Annotated in this window: 22 protein-coding genes; 7 read left to right on the top strand and 15 right to left on the bottom strand. The window is 73.5% G+C overall.

Annotation, left to right across the window (positions count from 1 at the left end; translation table 11 throughout):
* Window positions 1-4: 4 nt before the first annotated feature.
* Window positions 5-1,189 carry a pyridoxal phosphate-dependent aminotransferase gene (locus NF338_RS00160; RefSeq protein ID WP_264029364.1) on the bottom strand — a complete coding sequence of 395 codons (1,185 nt, stop codon included), beginning with the start codon at window positions 1,187-1,189 and terminating at the stop codon, window positions 5-7.
* Between the two features lie 211 nt (window positions 1,190-1,400).
* Here NF338_RS00160 and NF338_RS00165 point away from each other — a divergent pair, with 211 nt between their 5' ends.
* Window positions 1,401-2,033: a hypothetical protein gene (locus NF338_RS00165; protein ID WP_264028932.1), complete on the top strand. Its 633-nt coding sequence runs from the start codon at window positions 1,401-1,403 to the stop codon at window positions 2,031-2,033.
* A gap of 290 nt (window positions 2,034-2,323) precedes the next feature.
* Window positions 2,324-2,698 (top strand): DUF1992 domain-containing protein, encoded by a 375-nt coding sequence (locus NF338_RS21020; RefSeq protein ID WP_412845739.1) that lies wholly within the window; start codon window positions 2,324-2,326, stop codon window positions 2,696-2,698.
* A 150-nt stretch (window positions 2,699-2,848) separates the two neighbouring features.
* On the opposite strand, the gene NF338_RS00175 is transcribed toward NF338_RS21020, so the two are convergent.
* The gene (locus tag NF338_RS00175) at window positions 2,849-4,180 is read right to left on the bottom strand and encodes a carbohydrate-binding protein (RefSeq protein ID WP_264028934.1); all 1,332 of its coding nucleotides are present in this window, start codon (window positions 4,178-4,180) and stop codon (window positions 2,849-2,851) included.
* Window positions 4,181-4,431: 251 nt separating this feature from the next.
* Between NF338_RS00175 and NF338_RS00180 the strand changes: the two genes are divergently transcribed.
* The 3 genes from NF338_RS00180 to NF338_RS00190 all read left to right on the top strand — a co-directional run bounded on the left by NF338_RS00180 (window position 4,432) and on the right by NF338_RS00190 (window position 6,865).
* Window positions 4,432-5,616, top strand: a complete 1,185-nt coding sequence (locus NF338_RS00180) for an alpha/beta hydrolase (protein ID WP_264028936.1) — start codon at window positions 4,432-4,434, stop codon at window positions 5,614-5,616.
* A gap of 91 nt (window positions 5,617-5,707) precedes the next feature.
* Entirely contained in the window at window positions 5,708-6,118 is a 411-nt protein-coding gene (gene arr, locus NF338_RS00185; protein WP_264028937.1) for an NAD(+)--rifampin ADP-ribosyltransferase, read from the top strand.
* Window positions 6,119-6,274: 156 nt separating this feature from the next.
* Window positions 6,275-6,865 carry a VanZ family protein gene (locus NF338_RS00190; protein ID WP_264028938.1) on the top strand — a complete coding sequence of 197 codons (591 nt, stop codon included), beginning with the start codon at window positions 6,275-6,277 and terminating at the stop codon, window positions 6,863-6,865.
* A 57-nt stretch (window positions 6,866-6,922) separates the two neighbouring features.
* On the opposite strand, the gene NF338_RS00195 is transcribed toward NF338_RS00190, so the two are convergent.
* Window positions 6,923-7,444, bottom strand: coding sequence for a low molecular weight protein-tyrosine-phosphatase (locus NF338_RS00195; RefSeq protein WP_264028939.1), 522 nt, complete (start codon window positions 7,442-7,444; stop codon window positions 6,923-6,925).
* Between the two features lie 86 nt (window positions 7,445-7,530).
* On the opposite strand from NF338_RS00195, the gene NF338_RS00200 reads away from it, so the two are divergent.
* Complete coding sequence (locus NF338_RS00200) at window positions 7,531-8,439, top strand: SDR family oxidoreductase (protein WP_264028940.1); 909 nt, start codon at window positions 7,531-7,533, stop codon at window positions 8,437-8,439.
* Between the two features lie 430 nt (window positions 8,440-8,869).
* Here the strand turns inward: NF338_RS00200 and NF338_RS00205 are convergent, their stop codons facing one another.
* Entirely contained in the window at window positions 8,870-10,372 is a 1,503-nt protein-coding gene (locus NF338_RS00205) for an MFS transporter (RefSeq protein ID WP_264028941.1), read from the bottom strand.
* 82 nt (window positions 10,373-10,454) lie between these two features.
* On the opposite strand from NF338_RS00205, the gene NF338_RS00210 reads away from it, so the two are divergent.
* Complete coding sequence (locus NF338_RS00210) at window positions 10,455-10,994, top strand: winged helix-turn-helix transcriptional regulator (RefSeq protein WP_264028942.1); 540 nt, start codon at window positions 10,455-10,457, stop codon at window positions 10,992-10,994.
* 10 nt (window positions 10,995-11,004) lie between these two features.
* On the opposite strand, the gene NF338_RS00215 is transcribed toward NF338_RS00210, so the two are convergent.
* The 11 genes from NF338_RS00215 to NF338_RS00265 form a co-directional block, all read right to left on the bottom strand.
* The gene (locus NF338_RS00215) at window positions 11,005-11,646 is read right to left on the bottom strand and encodes a hypothetical protein (protein WP_087470475.1); all 642 of its coding nucleotides are present in this window, start codon (window positions 11,644-11,646) and stop codon (window positions 11,005-11,007) included.
* A 55-nt stretch (window positions 11,647-11,701) separates the two neighbouring features.
* The gene (locus NF338_RS00220) at window positions 11,702-12,649 is read right to left on the bottom strand and encodes a WXG100 family type VII secretion target (protein ID WP_264028943.1); all 948 of its coding nucleotides are present in this window, start codon (window positions 12,647-12,649) and stop codon (window positions 11,702-11,704) included.
* 127 nt (window positions 12,650-12,776) lie between these two features.
* Window positions 12,777-13,088: a hypothetical protein gene (locus tag NF338_RS00225; protein WP_264028944.1), complete on the bottom strand. Its 312-nt coding sequence runs from the start codon at window positions 13,086-13,088 to the stop codon at window positions 12,777-12,779.
* Window positions 13,089-13,180: 92 nt separating this feature from the next.
* Complete coding sequence (locus tag NF338_RS00230) at window positions 13,181-14,227, bottom strand: sugar phosphate isomerase/epimerase family protein (RefSeq protein WP_264028945.1); 1,047 nt, start codon at window positions 14,225-14,227, stop codon at window positions 13,181-13,183.
* Window positions 14,224-15,444 carry a dihydrodipicolinate synthase family protein gene (locus NF338_RS00235; protein WP_264028946.1) on the bottom strand — a complete coding sequence of 407 codons (1,221 nt, stop codon included), beginning with the start codon at window positions 15,442-15,444 and terminating at the stop codon, window positions 14,224-14,226. The genes NF338_RS00230 and NF338_RS00235 overlap by 4 nt, the downstream gene beginning before the upstream one ends.
* Window positions 15,441-16,670, bottom strand: a complete 1,230-nt coding sequence (locus tag NF338_RS00240; protein WP_264028947.1) for a Gfo/Idh/MocA family protein — start codon at window positions 16,668-16,670, stop codon at window positions 15,441-15,443. The genes NF338_RS00235 and NF338_RS00240 overlap by 4 nt, the downstream gene beginning before the upstream one ends.
* Window positions 16,671-16,678: 8 nt before the next feature.
* The gene (locus NF338_RS00245) at window positions 16,679-17,461 is read right to left on the bottom strand and encodes an ABC transporter ATP-binding protein (protein WP_237841047.1); all 783 of its coding nucleotides are present in this window, start codon (window positions 17,459-17,461) and stop codon (window positions 16,679-16,681) included.
* Window positions 17,454-18,209, bottom strand: coding sequence for an ABC transporter ATP-binding protein (locus NF338_RS00250; RefSeq protein WP_264028948.1), 756 nt, complete (start codon window positions 18,207-18,209; stop codon window positions 17,454-17,456). The genes NF338_RS00245 and NF338_RS00250 overlap by 8 nt, the downstream gene beginning before the upstream one ends.
* A complete protein-coding gene (locus tag NF338_RS00255) occupies window positions 18,206-19,423 on the bottom strand; it encodes a branched-chain amino acid ABC transporter permease (RefSeq protein WP_239576584.1) in 1,218 nt (405 codons plus the stop codon). Before NF338_RS00255 ends, NF338_RS00250 begins: the two co-directional genes overlap by 4 nt.
* Entirely contained in the window at window positions 19,407-20,291 is an 885-nt protein-coding gene (locus NF338_RS00260) for a branched-chain amino acid ABC transporter permease (RefSeq protein ID WP_264028949.1), read from the bottom strand. Before NF338_RS00260 ends, NF338_RS00255 begins: the two co-directional genes overlap by 17 nt.
* A 7-nt stretch (window positions 20,292-20,298) precedes the next feature.
* The gene (locus tag NF338_RS00265; RefSeq protein WP_264028950.1) at window positions 20,299-21,537 is read right to left on the bottom strand and encodes an amino acid ABC transporter substrate-binding protein; all 1,239 of its coding nucleotides are present in this window, start codon (window positions 21,535-21,537) and stop codon (window positions 20,299-20,301) included.
* Between the last annotated feature and the right edge of the window lie 74 nt (window positions 21,538-21,611).

The following is a 21,611-nucleotide window of genomic DNA, read 5'->3' on the forward strand; positions in this document are numbered from 1 at the left end:
CGCGTCAGAGGGTGCGACGCCAGGCGACGATGCGCTCCACCGCTTCCGCGACGGTCTCCGGGGCCGCCGCGAAGGACAGGCGCACCCAGTCGCCGCCGCGGACGCCGTCGAAGTCCGTGCCCGGGGTGAGCGCGACGCCCGCCTCGGCGAGCAGCCGCTCGCACCACGTCACGGAGTCGAGCCCGTCCCCGGAGACGTCCGCGTAGACGTAGAACGCGCCGTCGGCCGGTGCGACGCGCGACCACCCGAGGTCGTCGAGCCGCGACAGCACGAGCTCGCGCGACGCCGCGTAGCGCGCCACGTTCTCCGCGGCGGCCGCGTACCCCTCGGGGGAGAACGCCGCGACGCCCGCGTGCTGCGCGAGCGCGGGCGGCGACAGCGCGACGTTCCCGGCGAGCGCGTCGACCGGTCCGACGAGCTCGTCGGGGAGCACGAGCCACCCCAGGCGCCAACCCGTCATCGCCCAGTACTTGGAGAACGAGTTGACGACGACGGCCCCCTCGCCGACGTGCCGCGCCGCCGTCGGCAGTGTCGCAGGCGACGCGCCCGTGGGGTCGCCGTACGTGATGCCGTGGTAGATCTCGTCGCTCACGAGACGGACGTCGTGGTCGGCGCACCACGCCGCGACGGCGTCGAGCTCGGCGGGCAGGATCATCGTCCCCGTCGGGTTCGCCGGGCTCGCGACGACCAGGCCGTCGAGACCGCCGTCGTAGTACGCCTCCATGAGCTGCGACACCGTGGGCTGGTAGCGCGTCTCCGGGCCGCAGTCGAGCTCGACGACCTCGCAGCCCAGCGCGCGCAGGATGTTCTTGTACGCGGGGTACCCGGGGCGGGCCAGCGCGACGCGGTCGCCGACGTCGAACGCCGCGAGGAACGCGAGGAGGAACCCGCCGGAGGATCCGGTCGTCACCGCGACGCGCGCCGGGTCGACCTCGACGCCGTACCAGCGGTCATAGTGCTCCGCGATCGCCCGGCGCAGGGCCGGCACGCCGAGCGACTCGGTGTACCCGAGGTCGCCGTGCTCCAGCAGCTCGATCGCGCGGCGCCGGACGACGTCCGACGCCCCCGTCGACGGCTCGCCCGCGCACAGGTTGAGGACCGACGCCCCCGCGTCGCGCAGCCTGTTCGCCTCCGCGAGCACCTCCATCACCGCGAACGGCGGCACGTGCGAGCGGCGTGAGACCTTCATCGACCCGGACATGGGGCCATCATGCCGGGTCCACCGGACCCGGCCGCTGCCGAACCCGGGCTTGTTCCTCACGCGCCGGGCATCGCGGGGAGGAAACCCGGGTTCGACGCGGGCCGGGTCATCCGTTCGAGGGACGCCGAGAGGCCCGACAGAGCCGGGTCGGTCGTCCGGGCGACGCGCCGTCGTCGGGCGGCGGGGTCGGATGGCTGGCATGACCGAGGACGTGTGGGACGACGGCTCCGACGACCGGGCGGGGGACGATCGCGCCCGGGACGGTCACGGGCGCGACCGCCGCGACGAGACGTTCCGGCCCGTGCGGGGGTGGGGCGTGCTGTGGCGCAGCGCGTTCGTGCTGTGGCACGGCGGGCACGAGTACGTCGTGGACGTCGACTTCCTCGACTGGGACGAGCGCATCCGGCTCTACCGCGACCGTCGCCTCGTCGACGAGCAGCGGTCCCGCGCCCGGTTCGACCTCGGCGGCGCGGCCCTCGAGGCCCGGATGAGCCTCTACGGGATGCGGTACGTGCGCGTCGTCGACGCCGTCGGTAACCGCCAGGACGTCGCGCCGATGCCCGGGACCGCCGAGGCGTGGCGCGACCGCATGGATCGCGAGCGCCCGACGGCGAGCCGCGCCGTCGGCGTCACGGCGTGGGTCGTGCTCGTGGTCGCGCTCGTGACGCAGGTGCCGCAGCTCCTCGACCTCGTCTCCGGGTTCACCGGCTGGACGCCGCCGTTCGTGCCCGACCTGCCCGCCTCCGTGAACACGGTGCTGTCCGTGGCCGGAGTGGTCGCCGCCGTCGACCGCGGGCTGCGCCGCCGCTACCACCCGCTCCTGGACGGCTGACCGCCGTCTCGTCCCGCACCGCCCCGCGTGCTTAAGGTGGACGAACGCCGACAGAGGAGGTTCTGGTGTTCCGACGACGGTCCCGCAGCACCCCCGACGACGACCCGGTCCGGCGCGCCGCGCAGTACCGGGTCGACCGCGAGACCGCGCGCGAGGAGTCGGAGCGCGGGGACCCGGGACACACGGACGTGCCTGGTCCCGCCGGGGACGCCGCACCCGCCGAGTCCCCGGTGTCTGACGATGACGCTGGGCCCCGCGGCCCGCGGCGTGTACGACCCGAGGACCGCGCGATGTACGTCGACGCGGTGATCGATCAGGCCATCCGACGAGGGGAGTTCGACGACCTCCCGCTCGCGGGCAAGCCGATCCCCGGCCTCACGGGGACGCACGACCCGGACTGGTGGCTCAAGTCCGTCATCGAGCGCGAGCAGCTCACGGGTCTGGGCCCTCCAGCGATGCTGCTCAAGCAGGAGGACCGGGAGCTCGACGACCGGCTCGACCGCGAGCTCGACGAGTCGACCGTCCGCGAGATCCTCGCGGACTTCAACGCGCGCGTCGTCGACGCCCGCCGCCAGCTCCTGGGCGGGCCGCCCGTGGTCACGCCGACGCGCGACGTCGACCGCGAGGTCGCCCGCTGGCGCGCACGGCGCGGGCGGACCGCCTAGCCCCACGGCCTACCCCGCAGACCGCTGCCCATCGCACGGAGCAGGCGGGAACCATCCGCCGGACACACGACACGGGGGTCGTCATCGGGCTGATGACGACCCCCAGGTCGTGTTCGGCGGTGGAGCGGGCGCAGGAGAGCCTCGGCCCCGCTAGCGGCCCTGGAGCGCGCGGACGTTGTCGCCGAACGTCCAGCCCTTGGAGCCGTCCCAGTTGATCGACCACGTCATGAGGCCCTTGAGACGTGACGCGTACGGCTGGTACGCCTGCGTCACCAGCGACGGCGCCATGTAGCCGCCGCCCGCGCCCGCCTGGGCGGGGAGCCCCGGGACCTGCTTGTCGTAGGGCACCTTCACCGTGACGCCCTGGATCGTCAGGCCGGCGTTCAGGCAGTCGGTCTGCTTCTGGAAGCCCTGGACGGTCCCGGCGCCGTAGGAGTCGCCGCTGCACCCGTACATCGAGCCGTTGTAGTACTGCATGTTGAGCCACCACAGGCGGCCGTTGTCGACGTACTTCTTGATGATCGGCAGGTACGAGCCCCAGATCGAGCCGTACACGACGCTGCCGCCGGTGACGTACGCCGTCTCGGGCGCCATCGTGAGACCGAACCCGCTCGGCATCTCCGCGAGGACGCCGTCGATGATGCGGATCAGGTTCGACTGCGACGTCGACAGCGTGCTGATGCTCCCGCTGCCGGACAGCCCCGTCTCGATGTCGATGTCGATGCCGTCGAAGTGGTTGTCGCGCAGGATCGGCACGACCGTCTCCACGAAGCGGTCCGCGACGGCCGGGCTGGACAGGTCGATCCCGGCGGTCGCGCCGCCGATCGACAGGAGCAGGCGCGTGCCGTTCGCCTTCGCCGCGCACATCTCGGCGGGCGTCGGCACGTCGACCCCGGTGTCCATGCCGTCCTGCCACAGAACGGTGCCGTCGGAGAGGATCACGGGGAACGCGAGGGTGACGACGTTGTAGCCGTGCGCGGAGATCCGGGCGTCGTCGATCGGGATGTGCCCCAGGCCCGGGTGCACGCCGTTGGACGCGCCGTCCCAGCTCTCCCAGTACCCCTGGAGCACCTTGCCCGCCGGCTTGCCCTGGACCGCGCAGTCGGTCGGATCGGTGGGGTCGGTCGGATCGGTGGGGTCCGTCGGGTCGGTCGGATCGGTCGGATCGGTGGGGTCCGTCGGATCGGTGGGGTCCGTCGGATCGCACGTCCCGCCGTCGGTCCACAGCGTCGGGGTCGAGGCGGGGTTCCAGCCGGTGCCGACGTAGGCCGTGTGCGTGACGCGCGCGGTGTACGTGCGCCCGCCGTACGTGACCTGGGCGCCGGCAGCGTACGTGGAGCCCTCCGCCCAGACGATGGTCGAGCACTGGGCCGCGGCCGCCGGGGCGAGCGCACCCGGGACGACGGCGGCGCCGCCCACGAGGGCCGCCGCCAGAGCGACGGTGGCCGCTCCGGCGAGGAGCGGGGTCGGACGAGATCTCACGGGGGCACCTCGGGTTCGGTCGCACGGCGGCCGAGGCGGGCGCCGTCGGCCGATGATGCCGCCAGTCTGCAAGCGCACGACCGCGTCGCGCATGAGGGAGAACCACACGATCCGCGCCCCTCGCCGGGGCGCAGAGGCGCGCGGGGTACGGGTGGTCCCGGACCTCCCGGCCGTGGCCGGCCGGCCGGGCGACGTGTCCCGTACCGAGCGCGCGCGAGCGGCCTCCCGCCCGCGCGCCTAGGGTCGGCGGCATGGCCGACTGGCAGCCCGACGTCCTCGGGGACGACTACGAGCAGCTCACGCTGCCGCTCGCCCCGGACGACGAGGGCGACGTCGTCGCCACGCTCGTGCGCCGCCGCCGGGCCGGGGGCGCCGGCACCCCGGCGGGGGGCGACGACGGACCCGGCGCCTACCTGGACGTCCTGTACGTCCACGGCTGGTCGGACTACTTCTTCCAGACCGAGCTCGCCGACTTCTGGGAGGCGCACGGCGCGCGCTTCCACGCGCTCGACCTGCGCAAGTACGGGCGCAGCCTGCGCCCCGGCCAGACCCCGGGATACGTCACGGACCTCGGGGCGTACGACGAGGACATCGAGGCCGCGCTCGCGGCGATCGGCCACCACGGCGACGGGCGCTCGCCGCGCGAGCTCGTGCTCATGGGCCACTCCACGGGGGGCCTGACCCTCAGCCTCTGGCTCGCCCGGAACCCCGGCCGCGCGGCGGCGCTCGTCCTCAACAGCCCGTGGCTGGAGTTCCAGACGCGCGAGGTGGGTCGCCTCCTGCTCGAGCCCGTGATCGGGGCCCGCGCCCGCCTCACGCCGACGCGCCCGCTGCCCAACGTCGACCTCGGCTTCTACACGCGCTCGGTGAGCAAGGACTTCGACGGCGAGTGGACGTACGACCTCGCGTGGCGCCCCCAGCACGGGTTCCGCACCACGCCCGCGTGGCTGTCCGCCGTCTTCCGCGGGCAGCAGACGGTCGCGCGCGGCCTGGCCATCGGTGCGCCGGTGCTCGTGCTGCTCTCCGCCCGCAGCACGCTGCTCCCGCGCTGGACGCCCGAGATGATGCACACGGACACGGCGATCGACGTGGACGGGGTCGCGCAGCGCTCCGTCCAGCTCGGCGACCTCGTCACGGTCGCGCGCCTCGACGGCGCCCTGCACGACGTCGTGCTCTCGGCCAGGCCCGTGCGCGCGCTCGCGTACGGGCGCATCGCGCAGTGGGTCGGCGCGTACCTCCCGCGACCCGCGCCCGTCGTGCCGGTCGCGCCCGACGACGCCGCCCCCGCTCCCGGCGCCGCACCGCCCGCGTCGCGCCGGCTGGGCCCGCTGCTCTCCCGCCTCGGCGCGGGTGCCCACCGCGCCGGGCGCGCCGTCGCGCGCGCGGTCGGCTCCGCCGTCGGGACGCTGCGCGGCACGAGGGCCGGCCGCCGGTGAACGGAGTCCGCAGGAGGCCGGCCCACGACGCCGCACGCCCGCCCTGGGCGTCCCGCCGCACCGAGCGGGGTCGCGGGCCTACGGTGGGCACGTGAGCCAGGCACTGGACGAGGGGCCGTTCTTCCACGGCACGAAGGCCGATCTCCGGACGGGCGACCTGCTGACCGCGGGCTTCCGGTCGAACTACCGGCCCGAGGTCACCATGAACCACGTGTACTTCACCGCCCTCGTCGACGGCGCGGGCCTCGCCGCCGAGCTCGCGGCCGGCGACGCGGCCCCTCGGGTCTACCAGGTTGAGCCGACGGGTCCGTTCGAGGACGACCCCAACGTCACCGACAAGAAGTTCCCGGGCAACCCGACGCGGTCGTACCGGAGCAGCGCACCGCTGCGGGTCGTCGGCGAGGTCACCCACTGGCCGCGCCTGAGCGAGGAGGCGCTGGCGTCCTGGCGCGCGCGACTGGCGGCACTGCTGTCCGACGAGCGGGGCGAGATCATCAACTGAGGGCTGTCGCGCCCAGGCATCGGGCAGGCGTCGTCTACCCCCGCAGGGGGAGGGCGCCGGGTCAGGGTTCGCACCGTCGGTGGATACCCCGGCGGCAGGGCGGCACTACCGTCGGCGACGTCGTGCGTGGCGTCGCCAGTTGAAGGAGCGGTTCGAGTGTTTCGCGAGGTCCCCGTCCTCCCCGTCGTGGTCCCGCTGGGGGCGGTGGTCCTGGCGGTGCTGCTGTGGCGTCTGCGCCGGGCCGGGCGGCTCACCGTGCCGCGGGCCGCCGTCGCGCTCGCGCTCGCCGTCTACGCGGCCGGGGTCGTGGCCAACACGGTGTTCCCGATCTTCCTCGACAAGCCGGTGAGCAGCGCCCCGTGGAACGCCCACCTGGCCCTCGTGCCGCTGGCGGACTACGAGGTCGCCGACGCGGTGATGAACGTCCTCGTGTTCGTGCCGCTGGGCATGCTCCTGCCGCTCCTCCTGGCGCGGACGTCGTGGTGGCGCGCCGTGGCGGCGGCGGCGGCCTTCAGCCTGGCGATCGAGGTCGTCCAGTACGTCACCTCGCACCTGCTCGGGGGCGGCCACATCGCCGACGTGAACGACCTGCTCTTCAACGTCGTGGGCGGCGTGCTCGGCTACGCGCTGTTCGTCCTCCTGTGCCGCGTCCCCGTGCTCGACGCGTTCCTCGAACGTCTCCGCTGGTCCGCAGGACCGCGAGCGCGCCTGTGCGAAGCGGACCTGCGTCGCGTGCATCCGCACTGACGGTCGCCCGGGTCCGCGGCGTGTCGCGGCGGCGGAGCGCGACCGCCCGACCGACGCTCAGCCGTCGAGCTGCGTGCGGACGAAGTCGACGATCCCGTCCGCGGCGGCCTCCACCTCGGCGAGGCAGTCCTCGAAGTCCTGCTGACCGCCGTACCAGGGGTCGGCGATGTCGAGCACGTGCTCGGGATCCCCCGGTGCGACCCGGGGAGCGGCCGGGTCGAACGAGCGGTACATCCGCACCGGGGCGTCGTCGTCGAGGCGCCGCAGGGCGCGCGCGTGCTGGGACGTCATCGCGAGCACGAGGTCCCGCGCGGCGAGGTCGCCCGCGCGCACCTGGCGGGCGCGGTGCGTCCCGTCGACGACGTACCCGTGCTCGGCGAGGACGCTGCGCGCACGGCGGTCGATCGGGTTCCCCCGCTCCTCGTCGCTGATCCCCGTCGAGTCGACGACGACGCGGTCGCCGAGCCCGGCGGCCTCGAACCGGTCGCGCAGCACCACCTCGGCCATGGGGGACCGGCAGATGTTGCCGGTGCAGACGGTCATGACGCGGTAGGGCGCGGGGGCCTCGGCACTAGTCATGGGCCCATTCTGCGGGAGGCGCGCGCGCTCCTCACGGGGCGCGCCGTCGTCGGGCGCCCCGCGACCGCCGCGTCTACCGTGAGGACATGATGATCGGGGCGGGGTCGGGGCGGATCGCCGTGACGGGCGCGAGCGGGCTCCTGGGGTCGAAGCTCGCGTTCCGCCTCGCCGCCGAGGGCGCGACCCAGCGCCTCGTCGTGCGCGACGCCGCGCGGGCGCCCAGCCTCGGCGACGACCCTCTCCCGGAGTCGGACGTCGCCGTCGTCGGCGGGTACACGGACACGCGCGGGATGGTCGCGGCGTTCACGGACGTCGACACCGTGTTCCTCGTGTCCGCCCGCGAGGACCTCGACCGCGTCGCGCAGCACCGCGCGGCGGTCGACGCCGCCATCGCCGCCGGGGTGGGGCACATCGTCTACGTGTCGTTCGTCGGCGCGGCGCCGGACGCCGTCTTCACGTTCGCCCGCGACCACTGGCGCACCGAGGAGTACATCCGCGCGACGGGCGTGCGCCACACGTTCCTGCGCGACAACCTGTACCACCGCGGGCTCGCGCTCATGGTCGGCGACGACGGCGTGATCCGCGGACCCGCGGGCGACGGCCGGGTCGCGTCCGTGTCGCACGACGACATCGCGGACGTCGCGACCGTCGTCCTGCTCGACGCCGACGCGCACCGCCACGACGGCGCCACCTACGACGTCACGGGACCCGAGGCCCTCACGCTCGACGAGGTCGCGGAGTCCCTGGCCGCCGCCACGGGTCGCGAGATCACCTACCACGCCGAGACCGTCGAGGAGGCGTACGCGTCGCGCGAGAGCTACGGGGTGCCGCAGTTCGAGGTCGACGGGTGGGTGTCGTCGTACACGGCGATCGCCGCGGGCGAGCTCGCGCACGTGAGCGACGTCGTCCCCCGGCTCGTCGAGCGCCCCGCGCAGTCGTTCGCCGCGTGGCTCGACGACTACCCCGAGGAGTGGGCGCACCTGCGTCCCGCCTGACTCCCGGCGCCGGCCGCTCGGCGCGCCACCGCGAGATCGACCGGCTGGTGCATCTCCGCGTCTCCACGCCGTGCGCGAAAACCCCTGGCGCGGTCCGCGGGGGCGGACGTACCGTCGTCGTACACGCGAAAGGAGGTGGTCCTGGAAGTGAAGATTCTTCGGACTCGTGAGGTGGTTGCGCGCTAGTCGTCGCGCAACCGATCCAGCAACGGACCGGATGCGGTGAGCCCGTGAACCGGGCGGGGTCTCCCGAGGGGAGGCGCCCGACGGCGAGCGAGTACCACGCAACCACCGGAGCCCGCGGGCGTCGTGCCCTCGTCCAGCACGACAGGAGGAACCCTCCAGCCCGCGGGCTTCTCGCTGCCCGCCCACTCGCTGAGTGCGGTGTATGTGTCGTCCGGATCCCCTGACGACGACACATGCCCAGCACTCAGCGGGTGGCGGGGGCCGGCTCCGGGACGTGACCTGCGTCGTCGGGCGCGGTCGTCCGCTCAGGCGCCGCGGGCGCGGTGGTGGCCCGACGACGGCGCGGCGCTCCCATCGCGACCGCCGCGAGGGCGAACGCCGCGACCGGGACCCACAGCGCGGTGTGGAACGCGGCGAGGCCTGCGTCCGGCCCTGTCGCGTCCCCGAGGGCGAGGACGCTGACGGCCGTCGCCGCGGAGATGCCGATCGCCGCACCGAGCTGGAACGCCGTGTTGAGCACGCCGCCGGCCACGCCCTGCTCCGCGTCGGTCACGCCCGTGGTCGCCGCGATGGCGATCGGCCCGTAGACCAGGGCGAACGCGACCCCGACGAGCGCCATCGACGGGACCATCACGGCGTACGTCCAGTCGAGCCCCGACGCGAGGAACCACGCCGCGGCGAGCGTCCCGGCGACGAGCCCCCCGACGATCACGCGTGGCACCCCGAACCGCTCCACGAGGCGCGGCGTGAGCACGGGCGCGAGGACGACGTCGATCGCCATGAGGAGCATCGCGAGCCCGGTCTGCAGCGGCGTCCAGCCCCGCAGCTCCTGCAGGTAGAGCGTGAGGAGCACCTGGAACCCGTAGAACCCGCCCGCGAAGAGCACCGCCGTGACGTTCGCCCGCACGAGCTCGGTCGAGCGGAAGAGCCGCAGCGGGAGGAGCGGGTGCGGGGCGCGGCGCTGCCGTGCGACGAACGCCCCGAGGAGCACGGCACCGCCCCCGAGCGCGGCGACCGTCCACGCCAGCCCCTCGCCCGGGTGCTCGAGGCGCACGATGCCGACGGCGAGCAGGACCATGGCGCTCGTCGCCAGCACGGCGCCGAGGACGTCGAGCGCGCCGCGGACGCGGCCCGTCGCGTCGCGCGGGACCGTGACCAGGGCCAGCGCGAGGAGCACGACGGCGAGCAGCACCGGGGCGAAGAAGACCCACCGCCAGTGGATCGCGGCCAGGAGCCCGCCCACGACGAGCCCGAGCGAGAAGCCCGCCGCGCCCGCGGCGCCGTAGACGACGAGCGCGCGGTTGCGGCGCGGCCCCTCGGCGAACGACGTCGTGATGAGCGACATCCCGGCCGGCGTGAGGAACCCGGCCGCGACGCCCGTGACGAAGCGTGACAGCAGGAGCATCCAGGCGTCGGTCGCGAACCCGCCGAGCCCCGAGAAGACGAGGAAGACGAGCAGCCAGAGGACGAACATCCGGCGGCGGCCGTAGAGGTCGGCCGCGCGCCCGCCGAGCAGCATGAACCCGCCGTACCCGACGACGTACGCCGTCACGACGCCGCCCAGCTCGCCCGTCGCGAGCCCCAGGTCGGCCCGGATGCCCGGGAGCGCGACAGAGAGCATCGCGATGTCGCTCCCCTCCAGGAAGATCGCCCCGCACAGCACGAGGAGCAGCCCCCAGTCCCGGAGGGTGAAGCGTGCGGCCGCCCGCACGCTCTCGCGGCTGCGGCTCGTCGTCCCGTCGGTCATGACCGTCCCCTTCCTCCTGAGCACCTCTCGGTACTCGGTTACCTCTTGATACCGAGCCCATCGTGGGACAGGATCAGGAGGCATGGAAGACGGCACATTCGACACACCTGGTATCACGGTGGATACCGTGGCGGCGCGCGGACGGAACGCGGAGGTGCACGACGTCGCTCACGGCGGCGCGCACGACGTCGTCGGGGACGCAGGCTGCGACCCGCGGCCGCCGTCGAAGTGGGAGAGCGACGTCGAGGTCTGGCAGTGGGACGCACGCGAGGACTGCGAGGTGCGGCAGATCCTCGACCGCATCGCGGACAAGTGGTCGCTGCTCGCCATCGCGCTGCTCGACCGCCGGGTCATGCGCTTCACCGAGCTCAAGCGCGAGATCGACGGGATCAGCCAGCGCATGCTGTCGCGCACGCTGCGCCAGCTCGAGCGGGACGGCATCGTCGAGCGCACGGTCTACCCGACCGTCCCGCCGCGCGTCGACTACGCCCTCACCGAGATGGGCCGGTCGCTCCACGCGACGACGAAGGCGCTCGTCGTGTGGACCGAGGCGCACCAGGAGCGCATCGCCGCCGCGCGCAGCGCCTACGACGAGCGCGAGGCGTCGCTCCAGGACCTCTGAGGGCTCCAGGTCACGCGACCGCGGTCGCGAGCACGCCGAACGTCGGGTCGGGCGAGATGGGGGACGGTGCGGGCTCGTCGCCCGCCGGACCGCTCGTCATCTCCCACGTCCCGTCGCTCTCGACGCGGACGGCGGCGGTGCGGGCCCCGGACGCGTCGACGACCTTGACGCTCCCCCCGAACGGCCGCCCCGGGAGCTGCGCGAACGCGGCCCGGACGAACCTCGACGCGGCGTCGGGCAGAGGGTCGCCCATCTGGAGCGGGCGCACGTGCCAGATGCCGAACGGGCGCGGCTCGAGCACGACCGCTCCGCCCTGCGCGCCGACGAGCAGCGCGGCGTTGGTGCGCTCGTCCGCGATCGCCGCCGCCTCCACCCACTCGGTCGCGGTCGTGAGGACGCGCGTGAGCGGGACGACGTTGCCGACGGGTGCGAGCACCTCGCCCTCGACACGCGCGAGCCGCCGCACGACGAGCGAGCTGAGCCCCGCCGCGAGGAGGGGCGAGTCGGCGGGCACGTCGGGAAGGCGCAGGTTCTCGCGCGTCCTCGTGGCGGCGGGTCCCTCGTTGAGCGACAGGAGCACGAGCAGCTCCGGCCCCGTGAGCTCGATGAGCCCGTCGTCCGGACGGCTCGCCGCCTCGGTCTGCGTGGTCATCGGTCGTCCCTCTCCTCGTGCGGACCGCGGCCGCGGTCCGGCGCACGGGCCGCGGTCACCACGGCCATACCTTCTTCAGCGTCTCGGTCGCCCCGTCGACGAAGTCCCCGCCCGCGTCCCACACGTCGCCGGCGAGGTCGGCGGCACCGTCCGCGAGGTCGCCCCCACGATCCCACAGCCAGCCCGCGCCGTCGGCGATGCGCTTCGTCACGGGGACGTCGCCGGAGAGCAGGGTCGCGACGCCCCACACGGCTCCCGCACCCGCGATCGCCCAACCGACCGGGTTGCTCGCGAGGAAGATCGCCGCGCCGATGCCGGCCGCGCCGAGCCCCGCGGTGATGACGCCGTCCGTCCCCTTGAACCCGTCGCCCTCCGCGAAGCCCTCCCACGCCTGCACCGAGCCGCTGTACACCGAGTAGCCGTCGAACACGAACCCGGCGCCCTTGAGCACCTTGCCGGCGGACGCGAGGTTGTCCGCGAGCCCCGCCACGTCGAGCGGGTCGTCGAGCTTGTTCATCGCGGCCCAGGCGTCGACTCCCTGGGACGCGACCCAGTTGAGCACGCCGCCCTGGGTCATGTCCGTCGTGAGCCACGACGGCGGGACCAGCCAGTCCGGCGGACCACCGTCGCCACCCTGGGTCACCGGATCGCCTGGCCCACCGGGAGAACCCGGTCCGCCGGGCCCGCCGGGCCCACCAGGGCCGCCCGGGCCGCCCGGCCCGCCCGCGCCACCGTCGCGGCTCGTCGCGTCCTGCTGCTCGGCGTTGCCGCGCAGGAGGTCGGCGGCGTCCGTGAGCAGCGCGGCGGTGCCCGTCAGGCTCGGCCGCAGGGTCGACGTCCACGCGGTGCGGAACTCGGCGGCGTCGGAGCCCTCCCAGCCCGCTCGGCCCACGGCCGTCTCGATCGCTGCCGCGGCCAGCTCCAGGGCCTGCGCGCCGTCCGCCACGCGGCCCGCGAGCGAGCGCAGGGCCTCGACGTCGGCCCCGTACATCCCGCTGCTCATTCCTCGCCCCTCTGCGCTCTCACCCGCACCCCCCGCACGCTCCCGGGTCGGCCACGCCGTGCCGGCGCCGCCGACAGGGTACGGAGGCGGAGCGGGAGAGGTCGATGGTGACCGGTCCCCATGCCCGTCAGGACGGACGCACGCCGCGGCGGCGGTCGTCGGCCACGAGCGCGCGGTACCGGCGCCACTGCCGGACGGCGAACCGGCCGAGGAACACGCAGGCCAGCACGCCGACGGCCACCCAGCCCCAGGGGAACGGGTCGCCCGCGTGGTAGCTGCGGAAGCCCTCCGTCCAGCCGTACACCTGGGCGCGGTACCAGCCCAGCACGAAGACCGCGACGACGGCGGGAGGGACGACGGCGGCGAAGGTCAGGAACCACGCGTACGTGCGCGCCTGCTTCGTGTCGCCCACGAACCGCGTCCCCGGCGCCCCGTCCATCCGTCCACCTCCGTGCTCGGGCCTCCGGGCACCCTACCCGGCGCCGGCCGACCGGCCGAGGCGGTCTCGCCCGCCCCGTCGGCCGGCGTCCGTCAGCGCACGAGGTGGGGCTCGACGAGCTCGACGTACCGGCGGGCGAGCGTCGCCACGACGTCGGCGCCGGGCGCGGCCCAGACGTCGGCGTGGAAGATCTCGACCTCGACGTCACCGGCGTAGCCCGCCGCCGCCACCGAGCGCGTGAACGCGGCGAAGTCGACGTGGCCGTCGCCCATCATGCCGCGGCCGAGCAGCGTGTCCGCGGGCAGCGGGGTGATCCAGTCGCACACCTGGTAGCTGACGATCCGTCCCGCGGCACCGGCCCGCGCGATCTGCTCGTGGACCTTCGGCTCCCACCACAGGTGGTAGGTGTCGACGACGACGCCCACCTCCTCGGGCGCGAACGGCTCGGCGAGGTCGAGGGCCTGCTCGAGCGTCGAGACGACGCCGCGGTCCGCCGCGAAGATCGGGTTCATGGGCTCGATCCCGAGCGTCACGCCCGCCTCGCGCGCCGCCGGGACGAGCGCGGCGATCGCGTCCGCCGCGCGCGCCCGAGCACCGATCAGGTCCCGGTCGCCGTCGGGCAGCCCGCCCGGGACGAGGACGAGCGTCGGCGCGCCGAGGGCTGCCGTCTCGGCGATCGCGGCGAGGTTGCTCGCGTGCGCGGCGGCACGCGCGTCCGGGTCGCTCGCGGTGAAGAAGCCGCCGCGGCACACGGACGACACCCGCAGCCCGGCGTCGCGCACCCAGCGCACGGCGGTGTCGAGCCCGACGTCGGCGACCGGCTCGCGCCACACCCCGATCGCCGGCAGCCCCGCGGCGACACAGCCGTCGATCGCCTCGCGCAGCGACCAGTGCGCCGTCGTGCGCTGGTTCAAGGAGAGCCGCGCGAGCCGAGGATCGCCGGCCCCCGGCGTCGCCACCCGCGCTGCCACCCCGCTCGGCACATCGATCCCCGCCACGTCCCCGCCGAGCATGCGGTGGTCGCCCGTCCCGGGGCTCTGACGGGCAGCAGCCGCAAGCTCGGTGGGCACCACCGCGCGCTCGGCCGGTGAGGAGTCCCGCGCGGGACCCGACGGGAACTCCGAGATCTCGGTACTCACGCGACCACCGCCGCGACGCCGGCGTCGGCACTGCCACGGGCGGCGCCCGCCTCGATCCCGGCCGCGGCGAGGACGAGGCCGAGGCGGTGCGCGGCGAGGTCCGGTTCCGGCAGGAGCTGAGCCTCGTTCGCGAGCTCGAAGGCGCGCGCGAGGTGCACGACGCTCCGGGCCGACTGCAGCCCGCCCACCATCGTGAACCCGGGCTGGTGACCCGCGAGCCACGCGAGGAAGGCGATCCCGGTCTTGTAGTAGTACGTCGGCGTCTCGAACACGTGCCGCGAGAGCGCGAGCGTCGGGGCCATCTCGGCGTCGTAGCGGTCGAGGTCGCCGTCGTCGAGCGCCGTGAGCGCGGCGGAGGCGGCGGGGGCGACCGCCGCGAACGCGCCGAGCAGCGCGTCGGAGTGCCGCTCGCCGTCACCGCGGATCAGCTCGGGGTAGTGGAAGTCGTCGCCGGTGTACAACCGGACGCCGTCGGGAAGTACGGCGCGCAGACCGACCTCGTGCGACGCCGAGAGCAGGGACACCTTGACCCCGTCGACCTTCGCGGCGTGCGCGCGCACGAGGTCGACGAACGTCGCGGTCGCGGTGTCGACGTCGCCGGAGCCCCAGTACCCGCGCAGGTTCGGGTCGAACGCCTCACCGAGCCAGTGCAGGATCACGGGCTCGCGCACCTGGGACAGGATCGCGTCGTACACGCGCACGTAGTCGTCGGCCGACGTCGCGACCCGCGCGAGGTGGCGCGACGCCATGAGGATGACCTGCGACCCCGTGCCCTCGACGAGCTCGACCTGCTCGGCGTACGCGCCGATCACGTCGTCCACGGTCCGCAGCTCGTCGGGCGACCGGTGGTCCGTCCCCGCGCCGGACGCGATGCGCGCGCCCAGCTCACGGGCCTGGGCGGCGCTGCGCGACACGAGCTCCTGGACCGCCGGCCAGTCGAGACCCATGTTCCGCTGCGCGGTGTCCATCGCCTCGGCGACGCCCATCCCGTACCGGAACAGGTGCCGGCGGAACGCGAGGGTCGAGTCCCAGTCGACGACGGCGGGCGCGCCGGGGACGTTCTCGCCCCGCGGGTCCGCGACGACGTGCGCCGCGGCGAACGCGACGCGCGACGCGTACGGGCCGGGGTGGTCCGCCCACTCCCGGGGCGCGCGCAGCTCGACGAGCCGCGTGCCGCCGTCGGGCAGCGGGATCCCCACCCCGCCCGTGCCGCTCACGCCCCCGCCCCGGACGCCGAGCCCAGGGCCTCGGACGCCGTACCGAGCTCCACCCGACGTCCCTCGCGCGACGACGTGTACCCCGCGTCCACGAGGCGCAGGCCGCGCACACCGGCGTCGAAGTCGTACGGGTGCGGCCGCCCCGCGTGGACGTCGCGCAGGAACTCCTCCCACTGCGCGCGGAACCCGTTGACGAACTCCTGGTTGTCCGGGATCTGCTCCCACTGGGCGCGGAAGTCCTGGTCGGTGGGCAGGTCCGGGTTCCACACGGGCTTGGGCGTGCGGGCGCGCGACTGGATGCGACACCCGAACAGGCCCGCGACCGCGGACCCGTGCGTCCCGTCGACCTGGAACTCGACGAGCTCGCCCCGGTCCACGCGCACCGCCCACGACGAGTTCACCTGCGCGAGGATCGGGCCGTCCGCACCGGCGAGCTCGAAGATCCCGTACGCCGCGTCGTCCGCCGTCGCGGCGTAGGGCTCGCCGTGCTCGTCCCAGCGCTCGGGGATGTGGGTCACGGCCTTCGCCATGACCGCCTCGACCGGCCCGAACAGGTTCTCCAGCACGTAGTTCCAGTGGCAGAACATGTCGAGGACCATCCCGCCGCCGTCCTCGGCGCGGTAGTTCCAGCTCGGGCGCTGCGCCGGCTGCCAGTCGCCCTCGAACACCCAGTACCCGAACTCGCCGCGGACGGACAGGATGCGGCCGAAGAAGCCACCGTCGATCAGTCGCTTGAGCTTGAGCAGGCCCGGCAGGTACAGCTTGTCGTGCACGACGCCGTGGATCACCCCGGCCGCTCGCGCCGCCTCGGCGAGCTCCTCGCCCTCGGCGACCGACTCCGCGATCGGCTTCTCCGTGTACACGTGCTTGCCGGCCGCGAGCGCCTTGAGGATCGCCTTGGTCCGCTCCGACGTGACCTGCGCGTCGAAGTAGATCGTGGCGGTGTCGTCCGCGAGCGCCGCGTCGAGGTCGGTCGTGTACTCCGCGACGCCGTGGCGCGCGGCGAGCTCCGCGAGCTTGGCGCGGTTGCGCCCCACGAGGACGGGCTCCACCTGGAGGCGCGTGCCGTCGTCGAGCTCGACGCCGCCGTCGTCCCGGATCGCGAGGATCGAGCGCACGAGGTGCTGGCGGTAACCCATGCGCCCGGTCACGCCGTTCATGACGATGCGCACGGTACGGGTGGTCGGTCGGTCGCCCCCTGCGGCGTCCGTGGTCTGGCTGGTCATGCGGGCGGTCATCCGTTCTGCGAGAGCGAGCGCTCGGCGGGCCGGCCGCCGAGGTAGAGCTCGGAGAGCTGGGGGTCGGCGAGGAGCTCGGGCGCGGGTCCGGTGATGTGGACGCGGCCGAGGTCGAGCACGCACCCGATGTCTGCGGTCTCGAGCGCGCGGCGCGCGTTCTGCTCGACGAGCAGCACCGCGACGCCGGCGTCGCGCATGCGCACGACCTGCTCGAACACCGTCGACGTCGTCTTGGGGTCGAGGCCCATGGACGGCTCGTCGAGCAGCACGACCTCCGGGCTCACCATGAGCGAGCGCGCGAACTCGACCTGCTTCTGCTGACCGCCGGACAGCAGGCCCGCGAGCTGCTTCCACCGCTCGCCCACGATGGGGAAGAGGTTCTGCACGAACGCGACCCGCTCCGCGATCTTCTGCTTGTCGCGCAGGGTGTACGCGCCGAGCAGCACGTTCTCCGCGACCGTCATCTCGCGGAACACGCTGTGCCCCTGGAGCACGTGCGCCAGGCCGGACGTGAGCATCTCCTGCGGACCCTGGCCCGTGACGTCGCGCCCGCCGACGAGGATGCGGCCCGAGCGCGGCTTGAGCAGCCCGCTCGCGACCTTGAGCACGGTCGACTTGCCCGCGCCGTTCGGCCCGACGAGGCACACGACCGTGGCCGCCGGGACCTTGATCGTCAGCCCGCGCAGCACCATCGCCGCGCGGCCGTACCCGGCCTGGATGTCGTCCAGCTCGAGGAGGTACTCCTGCTTCGCCCCCGTCCCGGGGGTCGGGTCAGACACCAAGGTAGGCCTCCAGCACTCGCGGGTCGGCTTGCACGACGGCGGGGGTGCCCTCGGCGATCGGCCGGCCCCGGTCGAACACGATGACGTGGTGGGACAGGCTCATGACCATGTCCATGTTGTGCTCGACGACGAGGAACGTCTTGCCCTCGGCGTTGAGCTCCTGCACGAGCGTCCCGATGCGCCCGATGAGCGCCGGGTTCACGCCGCCCGCCGGCTCGTCGAGCATGATCGTGTCGGGGTCGCCCATGAGGACGCCCGCGAGCTCGAGCAGCTTCTGCTGCCCGTAGGAGAGGTTGCGCGCCTCGGCGTTCTCCAGGTGGTCGATGCCGACGCGCACGAGCAGCGCGCGCGCCTTGTCGATCTCCTCGGGGTTGCGCGCCCCGCCGAGCAGCTCGCGCACCGTCGTGCGTCGGACGGCGACGAGCATGTTCTCCAGCACCGTCATGCGCGGGAACACGCGGCAGAGCTGGAAGCTGCGCCCGATCCCGGCGCGCGCGATCTTGTGCGGCGCGCGCCGCGTGATGTCCTCGCCGCGGAACGTGACCGTGCCGGAGTCGGGCTTGATCATGCCCGTCACACAGTTGAAGAACGTCGTCTTGCCCGACCCGTTCGGGCCGATGAGCGCGTTGATCTTGCCGTGCTGGAACGTGACCGTCGCGTCGCGGACGGCGTGGACGCCGCCGAACGACTTGGTGAGGCCGACGGTCTCGAGGTTGCGGGTCGTCGGGGGTGCGGTCGTCGTCATCGGTCCTTCTCCTCTCCCGTGCCCTCTGCGGTCGGCTCGCCGTCGGGTCGTCCCTGCACGACGGCGGCCGTCGGCTCGCCGGTCGGCTCGCCCGCCGCGGCGCGGTTGCGCTCGAGGAGCTCGGCCGCGGTCATCTCGCGGATCGAGGAGTCCTGCGGGCCGAACCGCTTCACGAGCGACTGCGCCGCGGGGATGATCCCGTCCGGCATGAAGAGCACGACGACGCCGAGCAGCAGGGCCGTGGCGACGAGGTGGAACTGGGTGTCGCCGAACTCGAGCTTGAAGTACTCCAGACCGGTACCGACGACGACGGCGCCGAGGAGCGGTCCGAAGAGGTGCCGGACGCCCCCGAACAGGGCCATGAGGACCATGTAGGAGCCGAGCATGATGGAGAACTGGAAGATCGGGTCGAGGTCGCCGAACCACAGGGCGTACATGCCGCCCGCGAGGCCGGTGAAGGTCGCCGAGACGACGTAGGCGACGAGCTTGTAGTTGCGCGTCGGGACGCCGAGCGCCTGCGCCTTGTCCTCGTCCTCGCGGATCGCCTTGAGCCCGGTGCCGAAGCGCGAGCGGTCGATGACCCACCAGGCGACGAGCATGACGACGAGCAGCGCCGCGAACAGGTAGAAGAAGGTGCGGTGGTGCTCGGGGCGCAGCAGGTCCGGGAACGGTCGCGGGACGACGAGGCCGTCCGACCCGCCCGTGAAGGATCCCCACGCCTGGAAGACGAGCAGCAGGATGAGGACGAACGAGATCGACACGATGACGAACGACGCGCCGCGCACGCGGAGCGCCGCGATGCCGACGGGGATCGTGATGAGCAGGACGATCAGGCCCGCGACGAGCCACGCGACGAAGCTCGGGAGCCCGAGGTCGCGGATCAGCAGGCCCGTGCCGTAGGCGCCGAGCCCGAAGAACGCGGCGTGCCCGAGCGAGACGTACCCCGTGAAGCCGCCCATGAAGTTCCAGGCGGTCGCGGTGCACGCGTAGCTGAGGACGACGATGCCGGCCGACAGGATGTAGGCGTTGGGCGCCATCGTCGGGAAGGCCAGGACGAGCACGGCGAGGACGACGAGCGCGGCGAGGCGGACGACGCGACCCCAGGGGCGGCGTGCGGTGGGTGCGACGACGGCCGAGGCCGTGCCTGCGCCGTCGGGCACCGCGCGGGCGGCCGCGCGGCGGCTCGCGGGACGGGTGTCAGAAGCGTTGGGCAAGGCGACCTCCGAAGAATCCCTGGGGCCGCAGCATCAGCGTCGCGAACAGCGCGACGTAGAAGATGGTCTGCGCCCACGTGGTGCCGAGCGGCACCTGGAGCAGGCTCTGGCCGACGCCGAGCACCATGGCGGCGATCGCGGCGCCGGGGATGGACCCCAGGCCGCCGACGACGATGATCGCCATGAGCGGGCCGATCCAGTGCCAGTGCAGCGACGGGTAGATCGTCGCGTCGAGCGACAGCGCGGTCCCGCCGATCGCGGCGGTCGCGAGGCCGAGGCCGAAGCCGTAGCCCGCGACGCGGTCGGTCTTGATGCCGACGAGCTGCGCGGCCTCGCGGTGCTGGATCGTCGCGCGCAGCGCCTGGCCGAACCGGCTGTGCTTCATGAGCAGGTACAGCAGCGCGAGCGAGAGCGCGGCGAGGCCGAACGCCACGAGCTTCACGACGGCGATCCGCGCCCCGAAGAACTCGATGCTCGCGCCCGAGTAGGGGAGCTGGATGCGTCGCTGCGTGCCGCTCCAGACGAAGCCGATCATGCCCTCGATGAAGAGCGCGACGGCGAACGTCAGGAGGACGGACATCATCGTCAGCGTCGCGGGCCGCAGGCGCGTGATGAGCAGGCGCTGCATGCCCACGCCGACGAGGAAGAACAGCGGCACCGTGATGACGAGCGACAGCAGCGGGTCCATGCCGGTCTGCTGGTTGAAGAACCAGGCGAGGTACGCGGCGAGGATGAGGAACGCCGAGTGGGCGATCATCACGACGCGCATGACGCCGAAGTACAGGGTGAGGCCCGCTGCCAGGAGGGCGTAGAGCCCTCCCAGCAGCACGCCGAGCACGAGGCTCTGGAAGAGGAGCGTTCCCGTCACGTGCGGATCACCAGGCCGGCTTGGGGAAGACGAAGTCGGCTTCCTTGGCGTCCTGCGGCAGGACGATCTGGATCTCGCCGTCCACGTACTGCTGGATGAGGTGGGCGCCCTGCGGCTTGCCTGTCTCGTCCCAGGTCAGCGGCCCGACGACGGTCTCGACCTCGTTGCTGCGCAGCCACGAGATGAGCTCCTGCTGGCACTCGCCCTGCTCGGCGCACCCGACGGCCTCGACCGCGGCGGCGACGACCTGGCCGGTCGTGTACGCGTTGGCCTCGTCCTCGCCGGGCGGGTTGCCGTGCAGCTCCGTGTACCGCTCGACGAAGTCGACGTTGGACGGCCAGCTCGCGGTCTCGGTGTAGCCGGTGGGGGAGAGGATGCCCTCGGTCTTCGAGCCGATCGCCGCGGCGAACTCGGGGTTGGTCGGCGCGGTGGAGAACGCCGCGAGCGTGGGCTGGTAGTTGAGCTGCTGGAGGGCGACGATGAGGTTCACCGCGTCCTGGTACTGCGTGCCGCCGATGACCATGTCCGCGCCGGAGTCGCTGATCTTCGCGGCGATCGAGGAGAAGTCGGTCGTGTTGGGCGGGTAGACCTCGTCGACGACGATGTCGAGCCCCGCGTCGGCGAGCTTGTCGCGCAGGCCGTAGGCGGTGCCCTGGGCGAACGGGTCGTCCATCGACGCCACGGCGACCGTCTGCGGACGCTCGCCCTCGGGCATGTCGAGGATGTGGTCCGCGAGGTAGTTGTAGTGGTCGTCCGCGACGGCGGGCGCGGCGTAGAACAGGTTCTCGAAGCCCTGCTCGAACACCTCGGCCGCCGCACCGGCCGGCTCGACGAAGAGCATCCCGTACTCCTCGGCGACGCGGGCGCTCGGCACGACCAGGCGCGTGGAGAACGGCCCGAACACGAGGTCGACCTCGTCCTGGGCGATGAGCGCCTCGTAGTCCTGCACGACGCGGTCCGCGTTGGACTGGTCGTCGAGGATCTTGAGCTCGACCTGTCGCCCGAGGAGGCCCCCGTCCTCGTTGACGAACTGCGCCCAGGCCTCGTAGCCGCGCTGGACGCCCTTGCCGGGCTCGGAGAAGTCGCCGGTGAGCGGGAGGGAGATACCGATGACGATCGGGTCGTCGGACCCGCCGCCTCCGCCCTCGCCGTCGGACCCGCCGGAGCACGCCGTGAGGACGAGCGCCGTCGCGGACACGCCGGCCGCGAGGGCGAGCGCGCGCTGCGAGCGGGGGCGGGTGGACATCCGTGGAGTCGACCGAGAATGCATGGACGTGACTCTCCCTACTTCGTCGTAGTGAAGACCTGAGGCCGTACTGC

Source organism: Cellulosimicrobium sp. SH8, from assembly GCF_025818875.1.
Classification (GTDB): Bacteria; Actinomycetota; Actinomycetes; order Actinomycetales; family Cellulomonadaceae; genus Cellulosimicrobium; species Cellulosimicrobium cellulans_D.

Bases quoted from the DNA above. Each gene is read 5' to 3' on its own strand.
- NF338_RS00160 (WP_264029364.1), bottom strand. From the start codon at position 1,189: ATGAAGGTCTCACGCCGCTCGCACGTGCCGCCGTTCGCGGTGATGGAG.
- NF338_RS00165 (WP_264028932.1), top strand. From the start codon at position 1,401: ATGACCGAGGACGTGTGGGACGACGGCTCCGACGACCGGGCGGGGGAC.
- NF338_RS21020 (WP_412845739.1), top strand. From the start codon at position 2,324: ATGTACGTCGACGCGGTGATCGATCAGGCCATCCGACGAGGGGAGTTC.
- NF338_RS00180 (WP_264028936.1), top strand. From the start codon at position 4,432: ATGGCCGACTGGCAGCCCGACGTCCTCGGGGACGACTACGAGCAGCTC.
- NF338_RS00195 (WP_264028939.1), bottom strand. From the start codon at position 7,444: ATGACTAGTGCCGAGGCCCCCGCGCCCTACCGCGTCATGACCGTCTGC.
- NF338_RS00200 (WP_264028940.1), top strand. From the start codon at position 7,531: ATGATGATCGGGGCGGGGTCGGGGCGGATCGCCGTGACGGGCGCGAGC.
- NF338_RS00205 (WP_264028941.1), bottom strand. From the start codon at position 10,372: ATGACCGACGGGACGACGAGCCGCAGCCGCGAGAGCGTGCGGGCGGCC.
- NF338_RS00210 (WP_264028942.1), top strand. From the start codon at position 10,455: ATGGAAGACGGCACATTCGACACACCTGGTATCACGGTGGATACCGTG.
- NF338_RS00215 (WP_087470475.1), bottom strand. From the start codon at position 11,646: ATGACCACGCAGACCGAGGCGGCGAGCCGTCCGGACGACGGGCTCATC.
- NF338_RS00220 (WP_264028943.1), bottom strand. From the start codon at position 12,649: ATGAGCAGCGGGATGTACGGGGCCGACGTCGAGGCCCTGCGCTCGCTC.
- NF338_RS00225 (WP_264028944.1), bottom strand. From the start codon at position 13,088: ATGGACGGGGCGCCGGGGACGCGGTTCGTGGGCGACACGAAGCAGGCG.
- NF338_RS00240 (WP_264028947.1), bottom strand. From the start codon at position 16,670: ATGACCAGCCAGACCACGGACGCCGCAGGGGGCGACCGACCGACCACC.
- NF338_RS00250 (WP_264028948.1), bottom strand. From the start codon at position 18,209: ATGACGACGACCGCACCCCCGACGACCCGCAACCTCGAGACCGTCGGC.
- NF338_RS00265 (WP_264028950.1), bottom strand. From the start codon at position 21,537: ATGTCCACCCGCCCCCGCTCGCAGCGCGCGCTCGCCCTCGCGGCCGGC.